Source organism: Petrotoga sp. DB-2 (genome assembly GCF_054051725.1).
The window spans coordinates 147,919-170,351 of record NZ_JBSVZD010000001.1; the positions used below are offsets into that span (position 1 = coordinate 147,919).

The window sequence follows — 22,433 nt, forward strand, 5'->3', positions numbered from 1 at the left end:
AAAACAGGTTATGATGAGAAGGGTACTGTACTCACTGATACCTATCTACGCTTTTGCTTTTTACATGTACGGATGGAGATTGATTTTTCTATCTATATTTGTTTATGGTTTTGGGATTTTGACAGAGTACATTATGGAAAGAAGACAAAAACGGCAAGTTAGCGAAGCTGTATTAGTCACCAGTACTTTATTCGTCTTATCCCTTCCACCTGCTACTCCTTGGTGGATTGCCAGTATTGGGATTATTTTTGGTGTTTTATTTGCAAAAGAAGTTTATGGAGGCTTTGGAAGAAACATTTTTAATCCAGCTATTGCCGGTAGACTTTTTATTTACGTAACCTTTCCAAATATCATGACCCAATCATGGCTTCAACCGGGAAATTTTGGGAGAGCGACATCTGATATCTTAACCTCAGCAACACCTCTACAAGTTTTAGCAGATGGTCAAAGTTTCGGCTTGTTTGAATTATTTTTTGGACTCAGATCAGGTTCAATGGGAGAAGGTCCTATATTTCTAATACTTATCGCGGCAATTTATCTCATCGCCACAAAAACCGCCAGTTGGAAAATTATGTTATCCACATTCTTGAGTGCTTCTTTATTAACAGGCTTTTTTTCTTTAATTGGCATACCGGAAGCCTCCTATCCTTTAGAATTCTTACTTTCTGGAAGCTTCATATTTGTCACGGTTTTTATGGCAACAGATCCTGTAACTGCACCAAAAAATGAAACTTCTAAATGGTTTTATGGCACTATAATAGGAGTTACGGCTATACTTATCAGAACGTTTTCTCTTTTCCCAGAAGGTACAAGTTTTGGAGTGCTAATGGGTAACACCTTTGCTGCTTTGTTGGACACAGCTTTTACTAGAAAGAAGGTGAAAGCATGAAAAGGGAAGGAAAAGTTTATACGATTATATTTACATTTATTATTTCTTTTGTTTTTGTTTTCGTTTTAGCAGTAGCAAATGAACTAACAAAAGATACGGTAGAAAGAAATCAAGAATTATTCCAAATTAAGGCAATTTTATCCGCAATGGACATATCTTATCAAAGTGATGAAGAAGCTTTTCAAAAATACAACTCTATAGTTTCAACAGTAAATATTAATGTCTCTCAATTATATACAGCCGAAGTAAACGGACAAAAGATCTATGCTACTATCTTCACAGGTAGTGGACTATGGGGCACCATCACGGGTGTCTTAGCTGTGAACGAAGATGTTTCAAGAATTGTTGGTATCGATTTTATATCTCAAAACGAAACACCTGGATTAGGAGGAAGGATAGAAGAAGATTGGTTCAAAAGACAGTTTTCGGGTCTAAAAATTATAGATGGTGAAATAAGAGTAGTAACTGGGCAAGGTTCTGGGGACTACGATTACGAAAACGGGCAAGTCGATGCAATAACCGGTGCAACAAGAACTTCTGAGTCTATTGAAAGAATTGTAAACGAAACGATTGCAAATTTAAAAGATATTCTGGGGGGTGAATAGTTAATGGCTCAGAAAAGTTGGATAGAAATAGCTAAAGATAATTTATGGTATAACAATCCTGTATTCATCCAAATACTCGGGATATGTTCCACATTAGCGGTAACTAACACTCTAATAAACACATCCATTATGACTCTGGGAGTCGTTTTTGTGACAGGATTGTCGGCAATGACGGTTTCTTTGTTAAAATCTTTCATTCCTAGGAAAGTCAGAATGATAGCCCAAACGTTGATAATATCTTTTTATGTTATAATTGTCGATATAGTCCTTAGAGCTTATGTGCCTGAAGTCAGTAGAGCTTTAGGACCATACGTAGGTTTGATCATAACTAATTGTATAATAATGGGAAGAACAGAGGCTTTTGCTCAATCTAACCCTCCACTACTTTCTTTGTGGGATGGTTTAACCACCGGGATAGGCTATATGTATGTTCTTTTGATGGTGGCATTTGTGAGAGAGTTATTGGGCTTTGGAACAGTTTTTGGATTTCAAGTATTACCAGATAATTTTGTAAATTGGACTATAATGGTTATGCCTCCAAGTGCCTTCTTTATGTTAGCTATTTTAATATGGATATTAAAAGGTTACATGTTTACAAAGGAGGTTAAAAAATAATGTCCCCTGACGTAGGCTTGATATCTTTATTCTTTGCTTCTATTTTTACAAGCAACATACTTCTCTCAAATTTTTTAGGAATGTGTTCTTTTATATCGGTTTCAAAGGATTTCACTTCTTCAAATGGTTTGGGTCTTGCAGTAACTTTTGTTATGACTATAACTACCGCAATTAATTGGCTTGTCTACCATTATTTGTTGATTCCTTTCGGTTTAGAATATCTTAGATATATAGTGTTTATAATAGTCATTGCTGCAATAGTACAGATATCAGAAATGGTTATAGAGAGAATGTCTACTAATTTGTACATGAGCTTAGGTATTTTTCTTCCATTAATCACTGTCAATTGCGCTATATTGGGTGTAGCCCTTTTTATGCAGATCAGAAATTATAATTTTCTTCAATCAGTCATCTTTGGACTTGGTTCGGGGTTAGGTTGGTGGTTAGCAATCATATCACTAGCCGCAATAAGAAAAAAGGTTGATAAATCTCCTGTACCTGGACCGTTAAAAGGACCTGGAATTACTTTAATAACTATTGGACTGATGGCCATGGCTTTTATGGGATTTTCGGGTATGCTAAACGTACAGTGAGGTGATTGATGTGAATGCAATATTAGCTGCTTCATTTATAATAGGTGGATTAAGTGCAGTTTTAGCCGCAATGATTGTGGTAGTTGATAGCATAGTCAACAATTATGGTGAAGTTAAGATTGATATCAACAACGGGAAAAAAGAGTTAAAGGTGAGTGGAGGCGCCTCTTTACTTACAACCCTTTCTGAGCAAGGCATTTTTATACCCTCGGCATGTGGTGGTAGAGGAAGTTGTGGGGCATGTAAGGTAAAAGTTTTATCAGATATTGGACCAATTTTACCCACTGAGGCACCCCTTTTAGACGCGGAAGAAATAAAACAAAATATAAGATTATCTTGTCAAGTGAAAGTAAAATCTAACATAGCGATAGAAATACCAGAAGAGCTATTTTCTGCAAAAATTTTTAAGGGTGTAGTTGAAAAAATAAACGATTTGACTTATGATATAAAAGAAGTTAAAATTAAACTTGTCGAACCAAATGAAATTGAGTTTAAAGCAGGACAGTACATGCAATTGGTTATACCTCCCTACGAGAAAATAAAAGAATTTACTCAAAGGGCGTACTCCATCGCTTCATCTCCAAGTCAAAAAAATTCTGTTGAATTTTTTATCAGACTTGTTCCAGGTGGAATAGCGACAACTTATGTTCATAAATATCTAAAAGAAAATGATCAAATGGAATTAGTCGGTCCTTTTGGCGAATTTTATATGAGAGATACGGATGCAGATATGATATGTGTTGCAGGAGGTTCAGGGTTAGCTCCGATAAAATCTATCGTTGCAGATATGTTCGAAAGGAGGATAACCAATAGAAATGTATGGTTGTTTCTCGGGGCAAGAAGCTTAAAAGACCTTTATTATGTGGATTTCTTTCAAGACATGGAAAAGAAATGGAACAGATTCCATTTTGTTCCCGCTCTTTCAGAACCTCAACCTGAAGATAATTGGAAAGGCGAAACAGGACTTATAACAGATGTATTGGGAAAATATTTTAAAGAAAAAATGGACCAAAATACCCAAAAGGAAGGATATTTATGTGGAAGCCCCGGTATGATAAATGCCTGTATTAAAGTAATGACGGAGAACGGCATATCCGAAGATAAAATATATTATGACAAGTTCGCGTAATTAAAAGGAGGTGCTTTTCCTCAATGAAAATGACTGAAGATTTAAAGAAAGCCTATGAAAACATGAAGCCCGGCGTTATAACCGCTGATGGATTTTTAGGTGATGATGAAAGACTTTTGGTTGACATAATTGAAAGTGATGAAGAAAAAATTAGAGCTTTAAATATAAATTTACAAGATGACCTTAAAAAGATTAGATACCTTTTTGAAAAAGGGAAAGAAGCTTTTGAAGAACCTGTAACCGTTGACAATAAATGGCTTATAAAAGTGGATGAAGCTAGAGGCCATCTACCTTGTCCCTTTGAAGACGGTATTTTTAGGAAAGTTAATTTAAGAATTAAAAATTTAGATAACAAAGAAGAACTTCTTATTACAGAATTATCGCTTCACTTGATAGAAAAACATCATTTTTTCCAAGGTAAGGGGTCAGCATTCAGGGTAGAACCTGAAAAACTTAAAAAAGTGCTAGAAGAATAAAAAGGAGGAATTTAAAAAACATGCCTATCAATTTAAGAGGAAGAAGCCTTTTAACGTTGAAAGATTTTACCCCCGAAGAGGTGAAGTATCTTTTAGAGCTTTCAAAAGATCTAAAAGCCAAAAAGAGAATGGGTATTAAAGGCGATTTATTAAAAGGTAAGAACATAGTTTTGCTATTTGAAAAAACATCAACTAGAACAAGATGCGCCTTCGAAGTAGCTGCCTTCGATGAAGGGGCAAACGTTACATTTCTAACTAACAGTCAAATGGGTAAGAAAGAATCAATAGAAGATACGGCAAGAGTTTTAGGAAGATTTTACGATGGCATAGAATTTAGAGGCTTCAAGCAAGAAACGGTAGAAATTTTAGCAAAATATTCAGGTGTTCCCGTGTGGAATGGTCTTACAGATGAAGATCACCCTACCCAAGTTTTGGCAGATTTCCTAACTATTATGGAAAATTTCGAAAAACCTCTTAATAAGATCAAGTTTGTGTACATTGGAGATGGAAGAAACAATATGGCAAACGCCCTCATGATTGGTGCCTCTAAAATGGGGATGGATTTTGTAATTATTTCTCCAAAGGAACTTTTTCCAAGTAAAGAACTGATAAATGAAATGGAAAAGACAGCTAGCGAAAACGGTGGAAAAATCACAATCACAGACAAACTTGATGCTGTTGCTAACGCGGATGTGATCTATACTGATGTCTGGATTTCTATGGGAGAAGAAAGTAAAGTTGAAGAGAGAATCAAATTACTTAAACCCTACCAAGTAAATATGGATTTGATAAAAAAGACAAACAATCCTGAGGTTATTTTTCTGCACTGTTTGCCCTCTTTTCATGACACGAAAACAGAGATGGGATACGATGTTTACCAGAAATACGGTATTAAAGAAATGGAAGTTACAGATGAAGTGTTCGAAAGTAAGTACTCAAAAGTTTTTGATGAAGCAGAAAATAGAATGCATACCATAAAAGCAGTTATGGTAGCAACGTTGGTAGGTTGATACGAATGACTGAAAAACTTGCAATCGTAGCAATAGGAGGAAATGCTTTATCCCAACCAAAAGAATCTCCAACCGCCGAAAATATGTTAAAAAACTTAGAGAACACGGCAAAATGCCTGGTTGAACTAGTAAAAAAAAATTATAAAATAGTTATAACACACGGGAATGGACCACAAGTAGGAAACATTCTCGTTCAACAAGATATGGCCAAAGAAGTTATTCCTCCTTTTCCTCTGGATGTAAATGGGGCTATAACTCAAGGATATATAGGATACATGATTTCCCAAACGTTAAAAAATGTTTTAACAGCAGAACATATTGAAAAAGATGTTTCAAGTTTAGTTACCCAAGTACTTGTTGATAAAAATGATCCAGCTTTTTACAATCCTTCAAAACCTATTGGACCTTTTTACTCCAAAGAAGAGGCTGACGCTCTCATCAAAGAAAAAGGATGGAGTATGGTGGAAGACGCCGGAAGAGGTTGGCGAAGGGTAGTACCTTCTCCAGAACCGTTAGAGATTATAGAGATAAAAGCTATTAAAAAATTGGTAAGGAACAACAATATAACCATAGCAGCGGGTGGTGGGGGTATCCCAGTAATAAAAGAAGGAGATAAATTAAAAGGTGTGGAAGGTGTCATAGACAAAGATAGAGCCTCTGCTTTGTTAGCTATAGAATTGGATGCCGATGAATTCATAATTCTAACCGCTGTAGAAAAAGTATTTATAAATTTTAATAAACCCAATCAACAAACTATATCTTCAATGACTGTGAACCAAGCAATACAATATATGAATGAAGGACACTTTTCAAAAGGAAGTATGTTGCCAAAGATAGAGGCATGCACAAATTTTGTTCTCAAGACTGGAAGACCTGCTTTAATTACAGATTTAACCAAATTGGTTGATGCATTGGAAGGAAAAACAGGAACTATCATAACGAAATAAGGGGGGATCACCCCCCTATTTTAATTGAATCTTTTTGTCTTCATTACTTCACTTATTCTGCTTTCTTTGTTTTTAAGGGACATTCTAGAAGCAACGGAGTTGTATAAAAGTTCCACCATAAACATTTCTCCGATTCTGCTCACCGTGAATTCGCTTTCTTGTGGCATTTCAGCTGAAGTATATAAAACGAGATTGACTATTTTTGATAAAGGTGAATTAACCCCCGCAGTTACCCCTATGGTGAAGGCACCAGCTTCCCTGGCTACTTGGGCGGATTTGTAAGTATCTCGGATAACCCCAGAATGACTGGTAGCAATTACCACATCATCTTTTTCTAAATTTGAAGCAACGATAACTTGCATATGTGGATCAGAATATGCAGTGGAAGCAAATCCCAAGGCAGCAAACTTCAAAGAAGCATCCAAAGCAATAGGAAAAGATCTTCCTACGGCATAGAAAAGTAGTTTTTTGCTACTCAGTATTATTTCAGAGGCTCGAGTAATTTTATCCCTGTCTGCTTGCTTTAGAATATCAGTTAAGGAATTTACAGCTTTATTGTAAATCAAATCAAAAAGATCTTTTGACTCTTTTGATTCAAGTGTAGGAGCGCTCAATTCCCTTGCTAATTCTAACTTAAATTTTTGATATCCCGAGTAACCAACCTTTTTTAAAACTCTGTATATAGTAGTTTCACTAGTTCCTGCCCAATTGGATAATTCTGTGATGCTGTAGTGTATTACATCGGCAGGCCTTTCGATTATATACTGAGCTGCCTGATTTTCCTTGTCAGTTAAAGAATTGTATATTCCTTTAATCTTGGAAGTAACCAACTTCCTCACCTCTTATTGACTATAACTTTTCTATCAATTCATCTTTTTTATTCTTAAATACATTTATTTGATCTTTAATAACTTTTTCAGCTTCTACTTCGTTCATATCCTTTGTCAATTCAGCAAAATCAGCTACTCTCCCAAAATAGAGTGGTACTAAAGATTCCACTAATTTTTTGTCTTTGTTTTTCGAATACTCTATTAATGCATTAAATAATATATCACCCCAGATTTGAAGTGGTACCTTCTTCTCTTTCATTATGATTTCGAAGTGATCATTTGCCAATCTTTTGGTTTCTTCATTTTTTAACCCTTCTAAAAGTTGCTTTTTCAAATTTTCTATATTGATGTTAATAGGTTCAACAGCGACTTGAGGTACTTCACCATATATTGGGGCTTCTTCAATAGAATCGATATCTTTCCATTTGGAGACGCTATCTACGATAATATCAAATAACGTTCCAACTACCTGCTTAAACATAGGAGATAGATCAGCTCCCGGATCTTTAGGATCATGAACTTTTGCACCTAAAGCAGCTTGATAAACCTTTTTATTGGAGTTAAGTATGGCATTTGTAGTCATCCAAATATCTATCCCGAACCTTGCTACATCTGTTTTGGCAACACTTGAAGCGGTTTTCAAATAAACATCGATCATATTTTTACCTACCCCAAAATCTCCCCCTATTGGTTGCCTAATAGCTTGCCCAAACAAAGAAGCCACCAAAGGATAGCATACTTGGTTTGTGATTGTACCGTCGTATTTATGCCTCACATAATAAGGAGCAACATAATCGGAAAGCCCTTTCATTATGGGACCTGTTAATCTTTCTATCCACCAAGGTCTGACACTCTTTAAATCAGAATCCAAAAATACAATCGCCTCGGCGTCTAAGTTTTTAGCAAGTTCTATCACAGAAAGCATTGCACTTCCTTTACCTGGCAAACCAATATAATCGTAAGCGATTTTTGGTAAATTTTTTGTGTCTGTTTTCATAAAAACTTCTTTTGTCCCGTCTTTTGAACCCCCATCAGCGTTAACAATTAACCCATTAGAACCAAAATATTCAACTATCCCTTCTGCAGCTGTTTTAGAAACAAAAGAAATAGTTTCAGCATTATTATAGCTAGGAATACCCACAACTATTTTTACCCTTTTAGGTAGATTTTGTAAAATTTTATCATCGAAAAATAATGACATTTTAACTTCCTCCTTTTTGTAGTCCTTTTAAATTTATTCTTTGACTCCCCCCGCTGTTAAACCCGCCGTAAGGTATTTTTCGACGGTCATAAACAATACAATGACGGGAACTGCTGTCAATACAGAGGCTGCCATCATTTTAGCCCATACGGCATGTTCAGAAAAGAAAATTTCCCTCAAACCTACGGGCAGCGTATAAGCTCCAGGATATGGTCTTATGAAGATAGAAGCAAACAAATACTCATTCCATCCTATCATGAAGGCATATATGAAGACAGTGATTATAGCCGGCATTGATAGAGGAATAATTATCCTCATAATAGTTCCAATTCTTGTACTACCATCAATTAAGGCGGCTTCTTCAATAGATTCAGGAATCGTTCGGAAATAATTACCAAGCATGTACATTGAAACAGGCAACGTTTGAATTATATATATTATATACAAAGCAAACATTGAGGTTCCTCCTGAATTAGTTAATCCAATTCTTACGAACAAATCATACAAAGGAACAGATAATATCACTCCACCTACTAGGTATACCAGCAATACCCCTCTTTGAACAAGAGTTCTTCCCGGATACCAAACTCTACTGAAAGAATAGGCACCAAATATACCAATTATTAAACTTGTTAAAGCACTTAACCCAGCCAATAACAAACTATTACCAAACCATCTTAAAAAAGGAAATGATTCACGCCTTCTTGATGATTGTATATTCTGAAGAACTTGTTCCCTTTGTTCTTCTGGAAGAGATTCTAAAAGTTTCATAAGTTGTTCTTCTTCTTCACTCATCTGTTGCCTAATTGACTCCTGAAATCCTAATAGTTGAGCATACTGTGTTAATGTTGGATTCTCAGGAATCAATCCTGGATCAAATGCGTCGGAATCATACCTGAAGGAAACCGAAACCATATATGCAAAAGGGTAAGCAACAAATATCACAACTAACGCTATAAAAAACCAAAATAAAAATGTTTTTATGAAAGATCTTTTTCTTACTACCATTTTAACACCTTCCTCACATAGATGGATATGAGCACCATCATAACTACAAAGAGGACCGTTGCTATCGCTGCTGCAACTCCAAGTTCTGGTAAACCCGTGAAGGCTTTTTCATATAGGTATATAGGCAGAGTTCGCGCCTCTTTAGACAATAGGTATACCTCTTCAAATTTATAAAAATTCCATATTCCCCTTAAAAGAACTAAAGAACCTATTACATAGTATAGTTCAGGTAAAGTTATATGATGGAATTTTTGCCAACCATTGGCGCCATCAATATCAGCTGCTTCATAATAATCTTGAGGTATTGATTGTAACCTTGATAAAATCATCAAATAAATAAAAGGAAAATTCTTCCAAATACTATAAAATGAAACAACTATGAATGCGTTATTTGGATCGTTAACTAGGTCTTTTGTCACATCCATGATACCTAAATTACTTAAAAGTATTGTTAAAGGGCCATTTAAAGGCATTAAAACGTATTGCCATGCAAAAACGGTGGAAATAACCGGCGCCACGTATGGGAACAATATTAGGGCTCTTACTATACCTCTGCCGGGAAATTCTTTATTCATAAGTAAAGCAACCCCTAAACCAACTAAAATACTTCCAACGACTGTAATCAAAACATACAACAAAGTTATACCAAAGGAATTCCAAAAGGTAGGATCGGTTAACAGTTCTTTGTAATTTTGAAAACCAACAAACTTATTCGGTACTCCCGGTGTAAGGGATACTTCAAAAAAACTCAAGTAAATGTTGTATAAAACCGGATACAAAATAAAAAGCCCTATCAAAATAATGGCAGGTGATACTAACTTCCATCCAAAAGTTGCTTCTTTCTTCTTTAAAGGAGATAACTCTCGAAATCGTTGCATTTTTCTCTCCTCCCGATTTTTAGTAAAAAAGGGGAATAAAGTATCCCCCTTTCAATAGCTAATATGCTTTTATTCACTTAATAATCTTTCAGCTTCTTCTTGTGCCCATTGAGCGGTTTGCTGTGGTGTCCAATCGTTAGCGAACATTCTATTTATTGCTCTACCAATTACAAAGTTACCAGACAGGATACTCATTTCTTCAATTATTTCTCCTTCCATGAACTCAAATCTTTCCACAGTATCTAATGCAGAAATAATAGTAGTTATTTGATCTTTCCCATATCTTTCTAAAACAGGATTATCTAAAAATTCATCCATCTGTGCTATAGAACTTCTGGTTGGATTCATTCCGCCAGGTGCCATGTGCAACCAGTAAATGTAATTGCTACCACTCATAAGAAATTTTACCCACTGTTCTGCAGCATCTTTATTCTCGGACGTTTTAAGTATACCCAAACCTACGACTTCTCCAAATGAAGATGGCCTTGTGTTAATCATAAAATTTGCAAAACCTGTATTTTCAACAAGTTTAGGATCAAACTGTTCTACTCTTTGTTTTTGAACCTCTTCCACCGCAATATCATCCATTATGTAGGTCGAATAAAATACCATGGCGGCTTCGTTGTTCAAATAACCATTCAATGCTTCTGGAACGGCAGTAAAACCAGGTCTGGAGTATTTTCCAAGTTCTTTATAGAATCTAAATGATTCGATCATCTCGGGAGTATTAAAAAGAATATTTCCATCTTTATCAATTGGTCTTGCCCCATTTGAAAGAGCAATTTGTGAAAAGACCTGTTCAGTATAAGCATCTGCTTTCTTAGGCAATATCATACCGTAGAAACCATTAGCAGGATCGTTTAATGCTTTTGCAGCTGTAAGTATATTGTACCAAGATGTTGGAGCCCCTAGATCTCTTTCTTCAAACAAATTTGCCTTATACCAAATCCCTTGAACCCAAGCATGGAAAGGTACACCATAATATCCTCCATCTGGTGCCTGCATCAATCTTGAAACACCTTCATAAACATCACCAAAATCCTCGATGATCTTTGCATTCAGTTCTGTATCCATAAAGCCTTGGCTCCCCAACAAAAGTATTGGAGAAATGCCACCTTCTACAACATCTGGTAAGGTTCCAGATTGAACTGCTCTTGGAATCTGTTCTAAAATCTCGTTTTCCTCAATAGGTACTAAATTAACGGTTATACCTGTTTGTGCCTCAAAAATCTGTGCTAAGGCTCTAATTCTTTGTTGCCTATCTGTTTCTACCTGAGTGTGCCAAAACGTAATCGTTTGAGTAAACACCATCGCACTAACAAGCACTGCTAAAATAACCACTGTAAGTTTCTTCACCATACACACCTCCTCAAATTTAGGTTCTTATTTTGAATAAAAATTTTTTTCAAAAATATAAGATAAAAAGAAAATTTTCATTTTTATTATACAGAAAAAAATATTATTTTCAAAATCTGATTATTCGTGATTACAATTGATTATAGGCGGTTATTTGTGATTATTATCAAAAATCTCTTATTTTCTCATTATTGGATTTTAATTTGGGGTAGTCTACTAACTTTTGATATAATAAAAGAAAAATCAACTATAATGGTTGAAAAGACTCTTTAATCCTTATGGGTGGGGAGCGTTTGCTGCAGTATGCAAACTATGTTTTTTGCAGTCTTGTGCAAAAAGCTTTTTGATGATAAACTTTGCTTCTGAACTTGGGAATCTTAAGGGGTTTACCCCTTAACGTATGGTCGAAGGGGCGCTAACACAAGTTTTAGAGTTTTTAAAGACAATACAAATTTAATCTTTTTAGGAGGCGTTGCTACATGAACAAAATTATAAAAGAAATAAAAGTCAACAACGTTGAAATCAAATTAGTATCCGGTGATATAACTATTGAAGAAACAGATGCTATTGTAAATGCTGCTAATTCACATTTGCAACATGGTGGTGGAGTAGCTGGAGCAATAGCAAGAAAAGGAGGTTCAGATATTCAAAAAGAATCGAACGAATATATCAAAAAATACGGTAAAGTCGAAACTGGAAATGTTGCAATAACAACTGGAGGAAAGTTAAAATGCAAGTACATAATCCACGCTGTTGGACCTATTTGGAAGGGAGGCGACCAAAAAGAAGAAAAGTTATTGTATGATGCCGTTTTCAATTCTTTGAAAAAAGCAGAAGAATTAAAATTGAATTCACTGGCCTTACCCGCTATAAGTGCAGGTATATACGGTTATCCCATAGAAAAAGCGGTTCCAGTTTACAAAAAAGCAGTCTATGATTTTATAAATACCAATCCACAATTTTTAAAGGAAATCAGATTTGTAATATATGGCGAAGACCACTTGGATTATTTTTTGAAAGAATTTTGAGAATATGAGTTTTCTAAGAACAGTTTACTATTATTACTCTCTACGTAAAAATCTTAATTGTTCAAGAAAAAAGATATTAGAATTAAGAGAAAAGAAATTTAGAAAGATATTAAAATACGCCTATAGAAAAATACCTTTTTATAAGGATTTTTATGGATCTTACGGAATAAAAGAAAACATGTTGAAAGAGATTCCCATAAACGAATTACCAATGATCAATAAAAACCTTATAATTGATAATTTTAATAAGTTCTTTAAAGATAACCAAATTACTAAAAGCAAAGTGGAAAACTTTTTAAAAAATAATCCGAATCCAACTTCTTTATTTTTAAACAAGTACCATGTAATACACAGTTCTGGAACAACCGGAACGGTAGGATATTATTTATATAGTGAAAGAGAATGGGATTTCATTAAAGCTATTTCAACAAGGATGTTTTCAAATTTTACTCTCAAAAGAAAGAAATATGCCTTTATAGGCGCAGTTGATGGACATTATGCTGCCATAAGTTTGTTCCTCTCTCCACTAAATCAACCTGAGAAGTTTTTCTATAAAGATTATATGGTAATGGATATAAACAAACCTATCAAAACCTACTTAAAAGAGCTTAACGATTTTCAACCTGACAATCTCACAGGGTATCCCTTTGGTATAAGATCCTTGGCACAGTTTCAAAATGAAGGTCTTTTGAATATCCACCCCGAAGTAATAATTAGTGGTGGAGAACCTTTATTAAAAAATGTAAGACTGTTTTTAAAAGAGGTTTGGAAAGATGCTGAAATAGTGGATAGTTATGCAACTTCTGAGTCATTGGCGATGGGGGTATCTAGAGAAGATTTAAAAGGTATGTACATATACGATGATGCGGTTTACCTTGAAATTAAAGAAGATAGAACAATTTTGACAAACTTATATAATTACACCCAACCTATAATAAGATATGAATTAACAGATATCCTAAAAAAATCTAAAGATAGCGAAGGGGTATGGCCCTTTACAAAGATCGAACAAGTTATTGGAAGAAATGAGTTAATTCCATTTTTTATAAATGAAAACGGTGAAAAAGATTTCATTCATCCAATCGTTATAGCTGAATTTTTTGTCAAAGGAGTGACTAAGTTTCAATTCGTCCAAAAGAATCACTCATCTTTTGTCTTTAAAATAGTCGTTTCACAAAAAGAGCGTTCAGATAAAATTTTAGAAGAAGTTAGAAACAAACTTACCAATATCCTAGAGAAGAAAAAAATGCAAAACGTCAATTTTGATGTAAAAATCGTGGAAGATATCAAGCCAGATGAAAAAACCGGAAAATATAAATTAATTTTAATTGAGTGAAAAATCAAAAGAAAAGAAGGTGTTTCACATGGCAAATTTATACTTAATAGACGGCTCAGGAATAGCATATAGAGCCTTTTTTGCGCTGGGGGACTGGATGAACACTTCTGATGGTTTGCCAACAAACGCCATCTACGGAGTAGCTCGAATGCTTTTAAAGTTACTCAAAGAATACGTTAAAAAAGGCGAAGATTCAATAATATTTGTTATGGACAAAAAAACCACTACTTATAGAAACGAATTATTAAAAACCTATAAGGCCCAAAGACCAGAAACACCTGAAAAATATATACAACAGATCCCATACATATACGAACTGGTGGAAAAATTGGGCGTAAAATTAGTTGCTATGGATAATTATGAAGCCGACGATGTCATAGCCACAATAGTTTCAAAAAAGAAAAGAAACTACGATAATGTTTATATAATCACATCGGATAAAGATATGATGCAACTTGTTAAGGATAACGTATATATCTTAAGACCAGAACAAGGAATAACAGAAATGGTAAAATACGATGCACACGAAGTGGAAAAAAAGATGGGGGTTCCTCCAGAAAAAATCGCTGATTTGCTAGCTTTAATGGGGGATAGTTCCGACAACATTCCTGGAGTAAAAGGCATTGGAATAAAAACGGCTCAAAAATTGTTGCAGGATTACAAGAATTTAGATGATTTGTATCAACATCTAGATGAGATAAAAGGTTCTACAAAAAACAAACTAAAAAACGAAAAAGAAACCGCATATCTGAGTAAAAAATTAGTCCAATTGATGGTAGATGCACCAATAGAAGAAATATTTGAAGATAAAGAAATTATATATCAAGGATTCAGAGACGATTTACGAGATTTTCTCAAAAAATTGGAGTTTAATTCAATATTGAAAGAGTTAGATGTAACTGATAAATCAAGTAACTCAGCTAAAGCGGCAACAAAAACAAAAGCAGAAAAAAAAGACTACTCAGCAAAAGGCAAGTATTACGAATATAACGCACAAAATTACAAAGAACTATTAAAAACCTTAGAGAAATATGAAATAATATCTTTTGACCTTGAAACTTCTTCCCTTGATCCATATCAAGCAGATATAGTGGGAATCGCTTTAAGCTGCAACCCGTTTGAAGGATATTTTTTGTATCTATACAAAGAAAAAGATAGATGGGAAATAGCTAAGGAGATAGTCAATCTTTTAAACAATAAAAAGGTCATTGGCCAAAATTTAAAGTACGATATGACGGTTTTGAAAGTAAACGGAATTGAATTAAGTAAAGTATATTTTGACAGTATGATAGCTGCTTATTTGTTAAACCCTGATAGCAGAAGGTTCAATATGGATGATCTTGCCAAAGAATATTTGGATTATAAAACAACTAAATACAAAGAAGTTATGGGAAAAGATATCAAACTGTTAACCCTTGGAGACATCGATAAGAAAAAGGTTGTTGAGTACGCTGCAGAAGACGCGGATATTGCTTATCGATTATTTGAAGTATTAAAGCCCAAACTAGAAGAATTTGAACTAATTGAATTGTTTGAAAAAATCGAAATGTCAACTATAAATGTGTTATCAGAAATGGAAATGAATGGTGTGTATTTTGATTTAAAAGAGCTTAAAAAATTAGAAGAAGAATATAACAAAAAGCTAAGCTCGTTAATGTATGAAATGAAAAAAATCGTCGGTTATGAGTTCAATCCAAATTCACCAAAACAAGTTCGAGAACTACTCTTTGAAAACTTAGGATTGAAGGGGAAAAGAAAAACTAAGAGTGGATCATATTCAACAGATGCAGATTCTTTAGAAGCTCTAAGAGATGAGCATCCCATAATAGAAAAACTCTTAGAATATAGGAAATACCAAAAGCTTCTTTCTACATACATAATTGCTATACCAAAATTAGTTAACAAAAAAACTGGTAGGGTTCATACATCTTTCAACCAAACGGGAACAGCCACCGGTAGATTAAGTAGTAGCGAACCGAATCTTCAAAATCTCCCCATACGAGAAGAAGATGGAGAAAGAATTAGAAACACCGTCAAAGCACAAAAAGACGATTATGTTTTACTCAGTGCCGATTATTCACAAATTGAATTACGAGTTTTAGCTCATCTATCTAACGATGAAACTTTAATACATGCTTTTAATAACGATGAAGATATACATGCTTTAACAGCAGCTGCAATATTCGGTGTAAACATCGACAATGTAGACTACAACATGAGAAGAGTGGGAAAAGTAGTTAATTTTTCCCTGGTGTATGGATCATCTCCGTATGGACTAGCCGAGAATTTAAAAATATCCGTAGAAGATGCCAAAGATTTTATGGAAAAATACTTTAAAACTTACCAAAAAGTCAAAGAATATCAAGAATCAAGCTTAAAGGTTGCAATGCAAAAAGGTTATGTTGAAACTATATTTGGAAGGAAAAGATTTTTGAATAACATAAAAACAGGCAAATCTGAGTTGAAACGAATAGCCATAAACACCCCTATCCAAGGTACTGCAGCCGATATTATGAAATTGGCTATGATCAATTTATACAAAAAACTTCCAAAAGAAGCAAAATTGATACTTCAGGTACACGACGAAGTTGTAATAGAATTACCTAAAGAAATCGTAGAAGAAACCAAAAAAACGGTTCAAGATTGTATGGAAAATGCTGTTAAATTAAAAATACCTTTAAAAGTTGATATCAGTGTCGGTAAAAATTGGCAAAAATGATAATTATAATTATAATTATGTATATCTAAATTATTAAAATTTTTTCATTTTTTAAAGAAAATCTGATATAATCTAAATAACTAATTAGACGTTTATAGATATAAAGAAGGTGGGAGCGGGGCGAAGGAGTAAAACCCTTTTTCCTTATGGGCGGGCAGCGGGGCGAAGGGGCGCTATATAATTAGATCTATATAATTAGATTTTAAAGGCAGTATATTATAATAAAATCATCGGAGGAATCGAGTCAACTACCCACCGTCTAAAGACGGGGACTTGTGATGAACAAGCCTTAGTTGACTACCCTCAGCCATGATAAACGGGCTTCCGCCTCTTAAGGAAGATCATCGGGCTACGTTATATAGGTCATAACACCTTCGGATGTTTCTCCTAGTCCGTCGCTCTGTTGTTTAGTTTTAAACAATCCTGAGGGGTAGGGATAGTGAGCTAAACGTAAAAAGCCTATATAACATTGGGGAAGGAGAAGAACTCCATTAAGGAGGCACACTTTATGTTAGTGTACGTTTTAAACAAACATGGGAAACCTCTTATGCCTTGTAAACCTTCAAAGGCAAGAAAATTACTTAAAGAGGAAAAAGCCAAGGTTATTAGAAAAGAACCTTTTACCATTCAGCTCCTCTATGGTAGTAGCGGTTATAAACAACCTATTACTTTAGGAGTAGATGCGGGAAGTAAAACTGTAGGCTTGTCTGCTACTACTGAAAATAAGGAACTTTTTGCAGCAGAGGTTGAACTAAGGGACGATATACCTAAACTTATATCTCAAAAACGACAGTATCGTAGAGATAGACGTTTCAGAAAAACAAGGTATAGGAAACCACGCTTTTTAAATCGTGTCCACAGTAAGAACAAAGGATGGCTTGCACCGTCGGTAGAACATAAAATAAAATCGCACATTAAACTGATTGATCTAGTTCACAGTTTGCTTCCTGTTACAAAAATTGTAGTAGAAGTTGCAAGTTTCGATATACAAAAGATTAAGAATCCTAATATTGAAGGCAAACAATACCAACAAGGGGAACAATTAGATTTTTGGAATGTAAGGGAATATGTTCTATGGAGAGATAACTACACCTGTCAACACTGCAAAGGCAAAACCAAAGATAAAAGACTCAATATTCACCACATCGAAAGTAGACAAATAGGTGGAGATGCACCCAATAATTTAATTACATTGTGCGAAACATGCCATAAGGATTACCACGATGGAAAGATTAAATTGAATTTTAAAAGAGGACAAAAGTTTAAAGATGCTACATTTATGGGTATTATGAGACGGACTTTATACAATAGATTAAAAACACTATACCCTAACATTCATCTAACTTATGGATATATCACTAAAAATACAAGAATACAAAATGGTTTACCTAAAACACATAGAATAGACGCTTTATGTATTAGTGGTCATCCTCAAGCAAAACAATTAGAGCATTATTATCACATTAAAGAAGTTAGACGACACAATAGACAAATACACAAAGCTAACATTCTAAAGGGAGGAATAAGAAAACTTAACCAAGCACCTTATCTAGTACATGGTTTTAGATTGTTTGATAAAGTAAAATACAATGGTATTAAATGTTTCATATATGGAAGACGTTCAACTGGATACTTTGATATAAGAAAAGTTGATGGCACAGTAATTCATAGAAGTGCAAAAAGCAAAGATTTAATCTTAGTAAGCAAAACTAAAACTCTATTATGGGAAAGGAGAGAAAATTCTGCATTCCTCTCACCACTGAACCGGGCTTCCGCCTCTTAAGGAAATGGTGAGTCTCCTGCAGATATTTTTCATGAAAAAGTTTCACATAGTAAAATTAGGTTGTCCAAAAAACGATGCAGATATGGAAATATTCAAAGGGTTGCTCCAAAGCAAAGGCTATAAATACTTGAGTAATCCTCAAATTGCTGATTATATATTCATAGATACATGTGGGTTCATCGAAGAAGCTAAAAAAGAAAGCATCGAAGCTATATTTGAATATGCCTCCTTAAAAGATAATAACAAAAATCTAAAAGTTATACCAATAGGTTGTCTAACCCAAAGATATTTCAACGATATTCTTAAAAATATTCCTGAAATAGACGGGTTATTCGGTGTGCTGTCCCCTAAAACCATAGTTGAAAAAATTGAAAATGGTGAATATTTTTTTAAAAATGATATTCCTGAAACTCTGTACGATTGTAAAATTAGAGCGATTCCAGACTCACATTACGCATACGTAAAAATTGGGGACGGATGTAGTAGAAATTGTGCCTTTTGTTCTATACCCACGTTCAAAGGAAAACCAAAAAGCAGAAGTATCGAAGAAATAAACGAAGAAGTAGAATTTTTGGTATCCAAAGGTGTAAAAGAAATCATTCTCGTATCCCAAGATAATACATTGTACGGCATAGATAATTACCAAAAGCAGGCACTACCAGATTTATTAGACAAACTTAACAATATAAAAGGAAGATTTTGGATCAGGGTTATGTACTTACATCCGGATTTCTTAAGTGAAGACATCATAGAAAGCATACATAGAAATGAAAAAGTATTAAATTATTTCGATGTACCAATTCAACATATCTCTGATAAAATTTTGCAAAGTATGGGCAGACATAAGAAAAGAAATGAGTTAATGAAACTATTTGAGAAAATCAGAAAAGAACCATCTGCCATAAGAACCACGTTAATGCTAGGGTTCCCAGGAGAAAAAGCTGAAGATTTTGAAGAGTTACTCGATTTCGTAAAAGAAATAAAATTTGAACGAATGGGAAGCTTTAAATTCTCAAAAGAAGAAAATACCAAGTCATTCACATTGCCAGAACAAATTGATGAACAAATTAAAAAACAAAGGCAAAATGAACTAATGACTGTTCAAAGTGAAATTTCTAAAAACATCATGGAAAAATATATAGGTAAAACTTTAGAAGTTCTTTTGGAAGAGAAAGAAGATAACGTTTATATCGGAAGAAGCTATTTAGACGCTCCAGAAATTGATGGAAATATATATATAAAAAATTATGGTGACAAAGAACTATCTTTAGGAAATTTCGTCAAAGCAAGAATTACTGGTTCATACGAATATGATCTGGAAGGAGAAATCGTTGAATATGAACATACCAAATTTGTTGAGCTTTTCTAGGATAATACTAGCCATTCCAATATTTATTTTAACTATTTTTGGAGAACCGTTTTATATCGTAGCCTTGGTTTTATTTATTATAGCTTCTTTAACTGATTGGTTAGACGGTTATGTTGCCAGAAAAACAGGGCAGGTTACCGATATCGGCAAATTTTTTGACCAAATATCTGACAAAATACTTATAAATTCCGTTTTTATTGCAATGTTAGGTGTAGGGATTTTGCCTGCGTGGTTTGTAGCAATAATTGTATCAAGAGACACCTTTGTGAGTGGTTTAAGGATGGCAGCTGCAAACAAAAACATCGTTGTTCCTGCTGATAAGTTTGGTAAACTAAAAACCGTCTTAGAAATTGCTTTAATCATTGTAATATACTTGATGCTTTGGAATTTTTTAGTTAATGCTTTGATCTACTTGACTGTTATAATTAGTCTATTATCAGGGGTAAATTACACTATAAAAACCGCTAAGCAATTTTAATAAAGAAAGGAGTCCTAGTATATGACACAGCTAAAAAATACAAATAGCTACAACACCGATAAATTAAGGTCCTTCATCGCTATCGAAACTAATGAAAAATTAGAAGGGTTAGTAAATGATTTAATCGAAAGGTTTCAAAGGATGGGATTTAAAGCCAATTGGACAAAAGCAAAAAATGTCCATTTAACATTGTTTTTCCTTGGGGATCAAAAAATGGAAAAGATAGCTCAGTTGGCTTATAAAATCGGTGAAAGAATATCCGGATTCCCCACGTTTCATTTTAATATCCATAAAATGGGATTCTTTGAAAACGATTCTGAACCAAAGGTGTTATGGCTGGGAATACAAGAAGATAATACCTTAATTGGTTTGTATGAAGAAATAAAAAAGGTACTAAAGATTTCAGAATTAGAGGTTAAAGATACCAACTTTTTACCTCATATTACAGTCGGAAGGGTTAAATCGTTCCCTAACCATTGGAAAGAACTAATTAATTCTGTAACTTTTGATCAAATCCAAGTATACGTAAATTCTATCGGTATATACTCTTCTGAACTAACAAGGAAAGGCCCAATATATAAAAAACTTTACACGGTTGACTTTGAAGGAGGCGTCATCATTAATGGCTAAAAATGATTCTAAAGATACAAATAAAGAAGAATTGTTAGAGAAACTTGTTAAAGAGTTAGAAAAAAATCATGGAACAGGATCGGTCATGATAATGGGCAAGGGATTGGATAACAGCAATATATCCGTTGTACCAAGTGGATGTTTATCGCTAGACATAGCTTTGGGTGTTGGCGGATATCCAAGGGGAAGAATTGTAGAAATATTTGGAAACGAATCATCGGGTAAAACTACACTAGCTCTTCATTCCTTAGCGGAAGTCCAAAAATTGAACGGTATAGCCGCATTTGTTGATGCCGAACATGCTTTAGATGTTGAATATGCTAAAAAGCTAGGCGTAGATGTCGACAAATTGATAGTTTCACAACCAGATTATGGTGAACAAGCCCTTGAAATTGTAGATTCTTTGATCAGATCTAACATAGTAGACTTAATAGTGGTAGATTCTGTAGCCGCTCTGGTACCGAAAGCAGAAATAGAAGGAGCTATGGGAGACTCTCACATGGGACTCCAAGCAAGGCTAATGTCTCAAGCTCTAAGAAAACTAGCTGGGAGTATAAGTAAATCCAAATCTATAGTAATATTTATAAACCAGGTAAGGATGAAAATTGGTGTAGTGTACGGTAACCCAGAAACTACTACAGGAGGAATTGCACTAAAATTTTATTCTACGATCAGGGTAGAGGTAAGAAAAGGTAGTGCAATAAGAGAAGGAAAAGATCAGATAGGAAATGAAACAACCTTAAAAATCGTAAAAAATAAGGTTGCTCCACCCTTCAAACAAGCAAATGTGGACATGATCTTTGGACGAGGCATCGCAAAAGAAAACGATATCTTTAACCTAGCTGTAGAGGAAGATTTAATTCAAAGAAAAGGAGCTTGGTTCTCTTATATCAACGAAAATGGTGAAGAAGTCAGTTTAGGACAGGGTAAAACCAATTCAATTAGTTATCTCATGGAAAACCCTGAAATACTTGATTATTTAGAATATACTATTCGCAAGAAGCACAATTTAATTATTCCCGATTATCTGATTGAAAAGTTCGAATCTAACTCATCAAAGAGCAAAAAAGAGAAAAATGAAGAAACACAAAAAAATTAATCCAAAAGATGAAAAAGCAGCTGAAAAATCTGCATTGAATTTAATAAAGTATCGTGCCAGATCAGAAAAAGAACTCTCGGACCGACTAAAAGAAAAAGGCTTTGACGAAGAAGTTATTGATAAAGTTGTAGAAAAATGCAAGAAGAGTGGTTTGATAGATGACAAACTTTTTGCGTATTTATATACATATGACAAGTTAACTCTAGACAAAAAAGGCCCCATGTTTATACAACATGAATTGAAACGTTTGGGAGTAGATGAAAGATTGATTTTTGAGGCCCTTGAGAAAGTCAAAAACGAAGTAGATATAAATGCAATTGCCTTAGAATTGGCAAAAAATTATTATGAAAGAAAACAGGACGTTCTCAAAACTAAAGCTTACTTGTATAGAAGAGGTTTTGAGCCAGACATTATAAACTCTGTTATTGAAAACTTAAGAGGTGATTAAAATTGG

22 protein-coding genes are annotated in these 22,433 nt (G+C 34.2%); 17 read left to right on the top strand and 5 right to left on the bottom strand.

From position 1 onward, the window contains the following. Positions 1-10 precede the first annotated feature (10 nt). From ACW9JY_RS00710 to arcC, 8 genes are read left to right on the top strand one after another with little or no spacing between them, the layout of a single operon-like run. A complete protein-coding gene (locus ACW9JY_RS00710; protein WP_457283045.1) occupies positions 11-889 on the top strand; it encodes an RnfABCDGE type electron transport complex subunit D in 879 nt (292 codons plus the stop codon). After that, positions 886-1,494 carry an FMN-binding protein gene (locus ACW9JY_RS00715; protein ID WP_457282991.1) on the top strand — a complete coding sequence of 203 codons (609 nt, stop codon included), beginning with the start codon at positions 886-888 and terminating at the stop codon, positions 1,492-1,494. The genes ACW9JY_RS00710 and ACW9JY_RS00715 overlap by 4 nt, the downstream gene beginning before the upstream one ends. 3 nt (positions 1,495-1,497) lie before the next feature. Further along, positions 1,498-2,109, top strand: coding sequence for an Rnf-Nqr domain containing protein (locus ACW9JY_RS00720; protein ID WP_457282992.1), 612 nt, complete (start codon positions 1,498-1,500; stop codon positions 2,107-2,109). Continuing rightward, the gene (locus ACW9JY_RS00725) at positions 2,109-2,702 is read left to right on the top strand and encodes an Rnf-Nqr domain containing protein (RefSeq protein WP_457282993.1); all 594 of its coding nucleotides are present in this window, start codon (positions 2,109-2,111) and stop codon (positions 2,700-2,702) included. Before ACW9JY_RS00720 ends, ACW9JY_RS00725 begins: the two co-directional genes overlap by 1 nt. A 10-nt stretch (positions 2,703-2,712) precedes the next feature. Further along, complete coding sequence (locus ACW9JY_RS00730; protein WP_457282994.1) at positions 2,713-3,831, top strand: FAD-binding oxidoreductase; 1,119 nt, start codon at positions 2,713-2,715, stop codon at positions 3,829-3,831. A gap of 23 nt (positions 3,832-3,854) precedes the next feature. Then, positions 3,855-4,307 (top strand): hypothetical protein, encoded by a 453-nt coding sequence (locus ACW9JY_RS00735; RefSeq protein ID WP_103076955.1) that lies wholly within the window; start codon positions 3,855-3,857, stop codon positions 4,305-4,307. 20 nt (positions 4,308-4,327) lie between these two features. Next, the gene (gene argF, locus ACW9JY_RS00740) at positions 4,328-5,317 is read left to right on the top strand and encodes an ornithine carbamoyltransferase (protein WP_457282995.1); all 990 of its coding nucleotides are present in this window, start codon (positions 4,328-4,330) and stop codon (positions 5,315-5,317) included. Between the two features lie 5 nt (positions 5,318-5,322). Next, a complete protein-coding gene (arcC, locus tag ACW9JY_RS00745; RefSeq protein ID WP_457282996.1) occupies positions 5,323-6,264 on the top strand; it encodes a carbamate kinase in 942 nt (313 codons plus the stop codon). 20 nt (positions 6,265-6,284) lie between these two features. Here the strand turns inward: arcC and ACW9JY_RS00750 are convergent, their stop codons facing one another. The 5 genes from ACW9JY_RS00750 to ACW9JY_RS00770 all read right to left on the bottom strand — a co-directional run bounded on the left by ACW9JY_RS00750 (position 6,285) and on the right by ACW9JY_RS00770 (position 11,540). Beyond that, a complete protein-coding gene (locus tag ACW9JY_RS00750) occupies positions 6,285-7,094 on the bottom strand; it encodes a MurR/RpiR family transcriptional regulator (protein WP_457282997.1) in 810 nt (269 codons plus the stop codon). A 19-nt stretch (positions 7,095-7,113) separates the two neighbouring features. Continuing rightward, positions 7,114-8,295 carry a glycosyltransferase gene (locus tag ACW9JY_RS00755; RefSeq protein ID WP_457282998.1) on the bottom strand — a complete coding sequence of 394 codons (1,182 nt, stop codon included), beginning with the start codon at positions 8,293-8,295 and terminating at the stop codon, positions 7,114-7,116. A gap of 33 nt (positions 8,296-8,328) precedes the next feature. Further along, positions 8,329-9,303, bottom strand: coding sequence for an ABC transporter permease subunit (locus ACW9JY_RS00760; RefSeq protein ID WP_457282999.1), 975 nt, complete (start codon positions 9,301-9,303; stop codon positions 8,329-8,331). After that, positions 9,297-10,181 carry a carbohydrate ABC transporter permease gene (locus ACW9JY_RS00765; protein WP_457283000.1) on the bottom strand — a complete coding sequence of 295 codons (885 nt, stop codon included), beginning with the start codon at positions 10,179-10,181 and terminating at the stop codon, positions 9,297-9,299. Before ACW9JY_RS00765 ends, ACW9JY_RS00760 begins: the two co-directional genes overlap by 7 nt. A 69-nt stretch (positions 10,182-10,250) precedes the next feature. Beyond that, positions 10,251-11,540 carry an ABC transporter substrate-binding protein gene (locus ACW9JY_RS00770; protein WP_457283001.1) on the bottom strand — a complete coding sequence of 430 codons (1,290 nt, stop codon included), beginning with the start codon at positions 11,538-11,540 and terminating at the stop codon, positions 10,251-10,253. Between the two features lie 476 nt (positions 11,541-12,016). Between ACW9JY_RS00770 and ACW9JY_RS00775 the strand changes: the two genes are divergently transcribed. From ACW9JY_RS00775 to ACW9JY_RS00815, 9 genes are all read left to right on the top strand, one after another. Then, positions 12,017-12,565 (top strand): macro domain-containing protein, encoded by a 549-nt coding sequence (locus tag ACW9JY_RS00775; protein ID WP_457283002.1) that lies wholly within the window; start codon positions 12,017-12,019, stop codon positions 12,563-12,565. 4 nt (positions 12,566-12,569) lie between these two features. After that, positions 12,570-13,901, top strand: coding sequence for a hypothetical protein (locus ACW9JY_RS00780; RefSeq protein ID WP_457283003.1), 1,332 nt, complete (start codon positions 12,570-12,572; stop codon positions 13,899-13,901). Positions 13,902-13,929: 28 nt separating this feature from the next. After that, complete coding sequence (gene polA, locus ACW9JY_RS00785; protein ID WP_457283004.1) at positions 13,930-16,620, top strand: DNA polymerase I; 2,691 nt, start codon at positions 13,930-13,932, stop codon at positions 16,618-16,620. A 508-nt stretch (positions 16,621-17,128) separates the two neighbouring features. After that, complete coding sequence (iscB, locus tag ACW9JY_RS00790; RefSeq protein ID WP_457283005.1) at positions 17,129-18,403, top strand: RNA-guided endonuclease IscB; 1,275 nt, start codon at positions 17,129-17,131, stop codon at positions 18,401-18,403. A 31-nt stretch (positions 18,404-18,434) separates the two neighbouring features. Next, entirely contained in the window at positions 18,435-19,772 is a 1,338-nt protein-coding gene (gene rimO / locus ACW9JY_RS00795) for a 30S ribosomal protein S12 methylthiotransferase RimO (RefSeq protein ID WP_457283006.1), read from the top strand. Next, positions 19,741-20,250 carry a CDP-diacylglycerol--glycerol-3-phosphate 3-phosphatidyltransferase gene (gene pgsA, locus ACW9JY_RS00800; RefSeq protein ID WP_457283007.1) on the top strand — a complete coding sequence of 170 codons (510 nt, stop codon included), beginning with the start codon at positions 19,741-19,743 and terminating at the stop codon, positions 20,248-20,250. The genes rimO and pgsA overlap by 32 nt, the downstream gene beginning before the upstream one ends. A 21-nt stretch (positions 20,251-20,271) precedes the next feature. Further along, positions 20,272-20,880: an RNA 2',3'-cyclic phosphodiesterase gene (gene thpR, locus ACW9JY_RS00805; RefSeq protein WP_103076969.1), complete on the top strand. Its 609-nt coding sequence runs from the start codon at positions 20,272-20,274 to the stop codon at positions 20,878-20,880. Next, positions 20,873-21,979 (top strand): recombinase RecA, encoded by a 1,107-nt coding sequence (gene recA, locus ACW9JY_RS00810; RefSeq protein WP_103076970.1) that lies wholly within the window; start codon positions 20,873-20,875, stop codon positions 21,977-21,979. The genes thpR and recA overlap by 8 nt, the downstream gene beginning before the upstream one ends. Beyond that, positions 21,957-22,427, top strand: a complete 471-nt coding sequence (locus ACW9JY_RS00815; protein ID WP_457283008.1) for a regulatory protein RecX — start codon at positions 21,957-21,959, stop codon at positions 22,425-22,427. Before recA ends, ACW9JY_RS00815 begins: the two co-directional genes overlap by 23 nt. Positions 22,428-22,433: the final 6 nt, after the last annotated feature.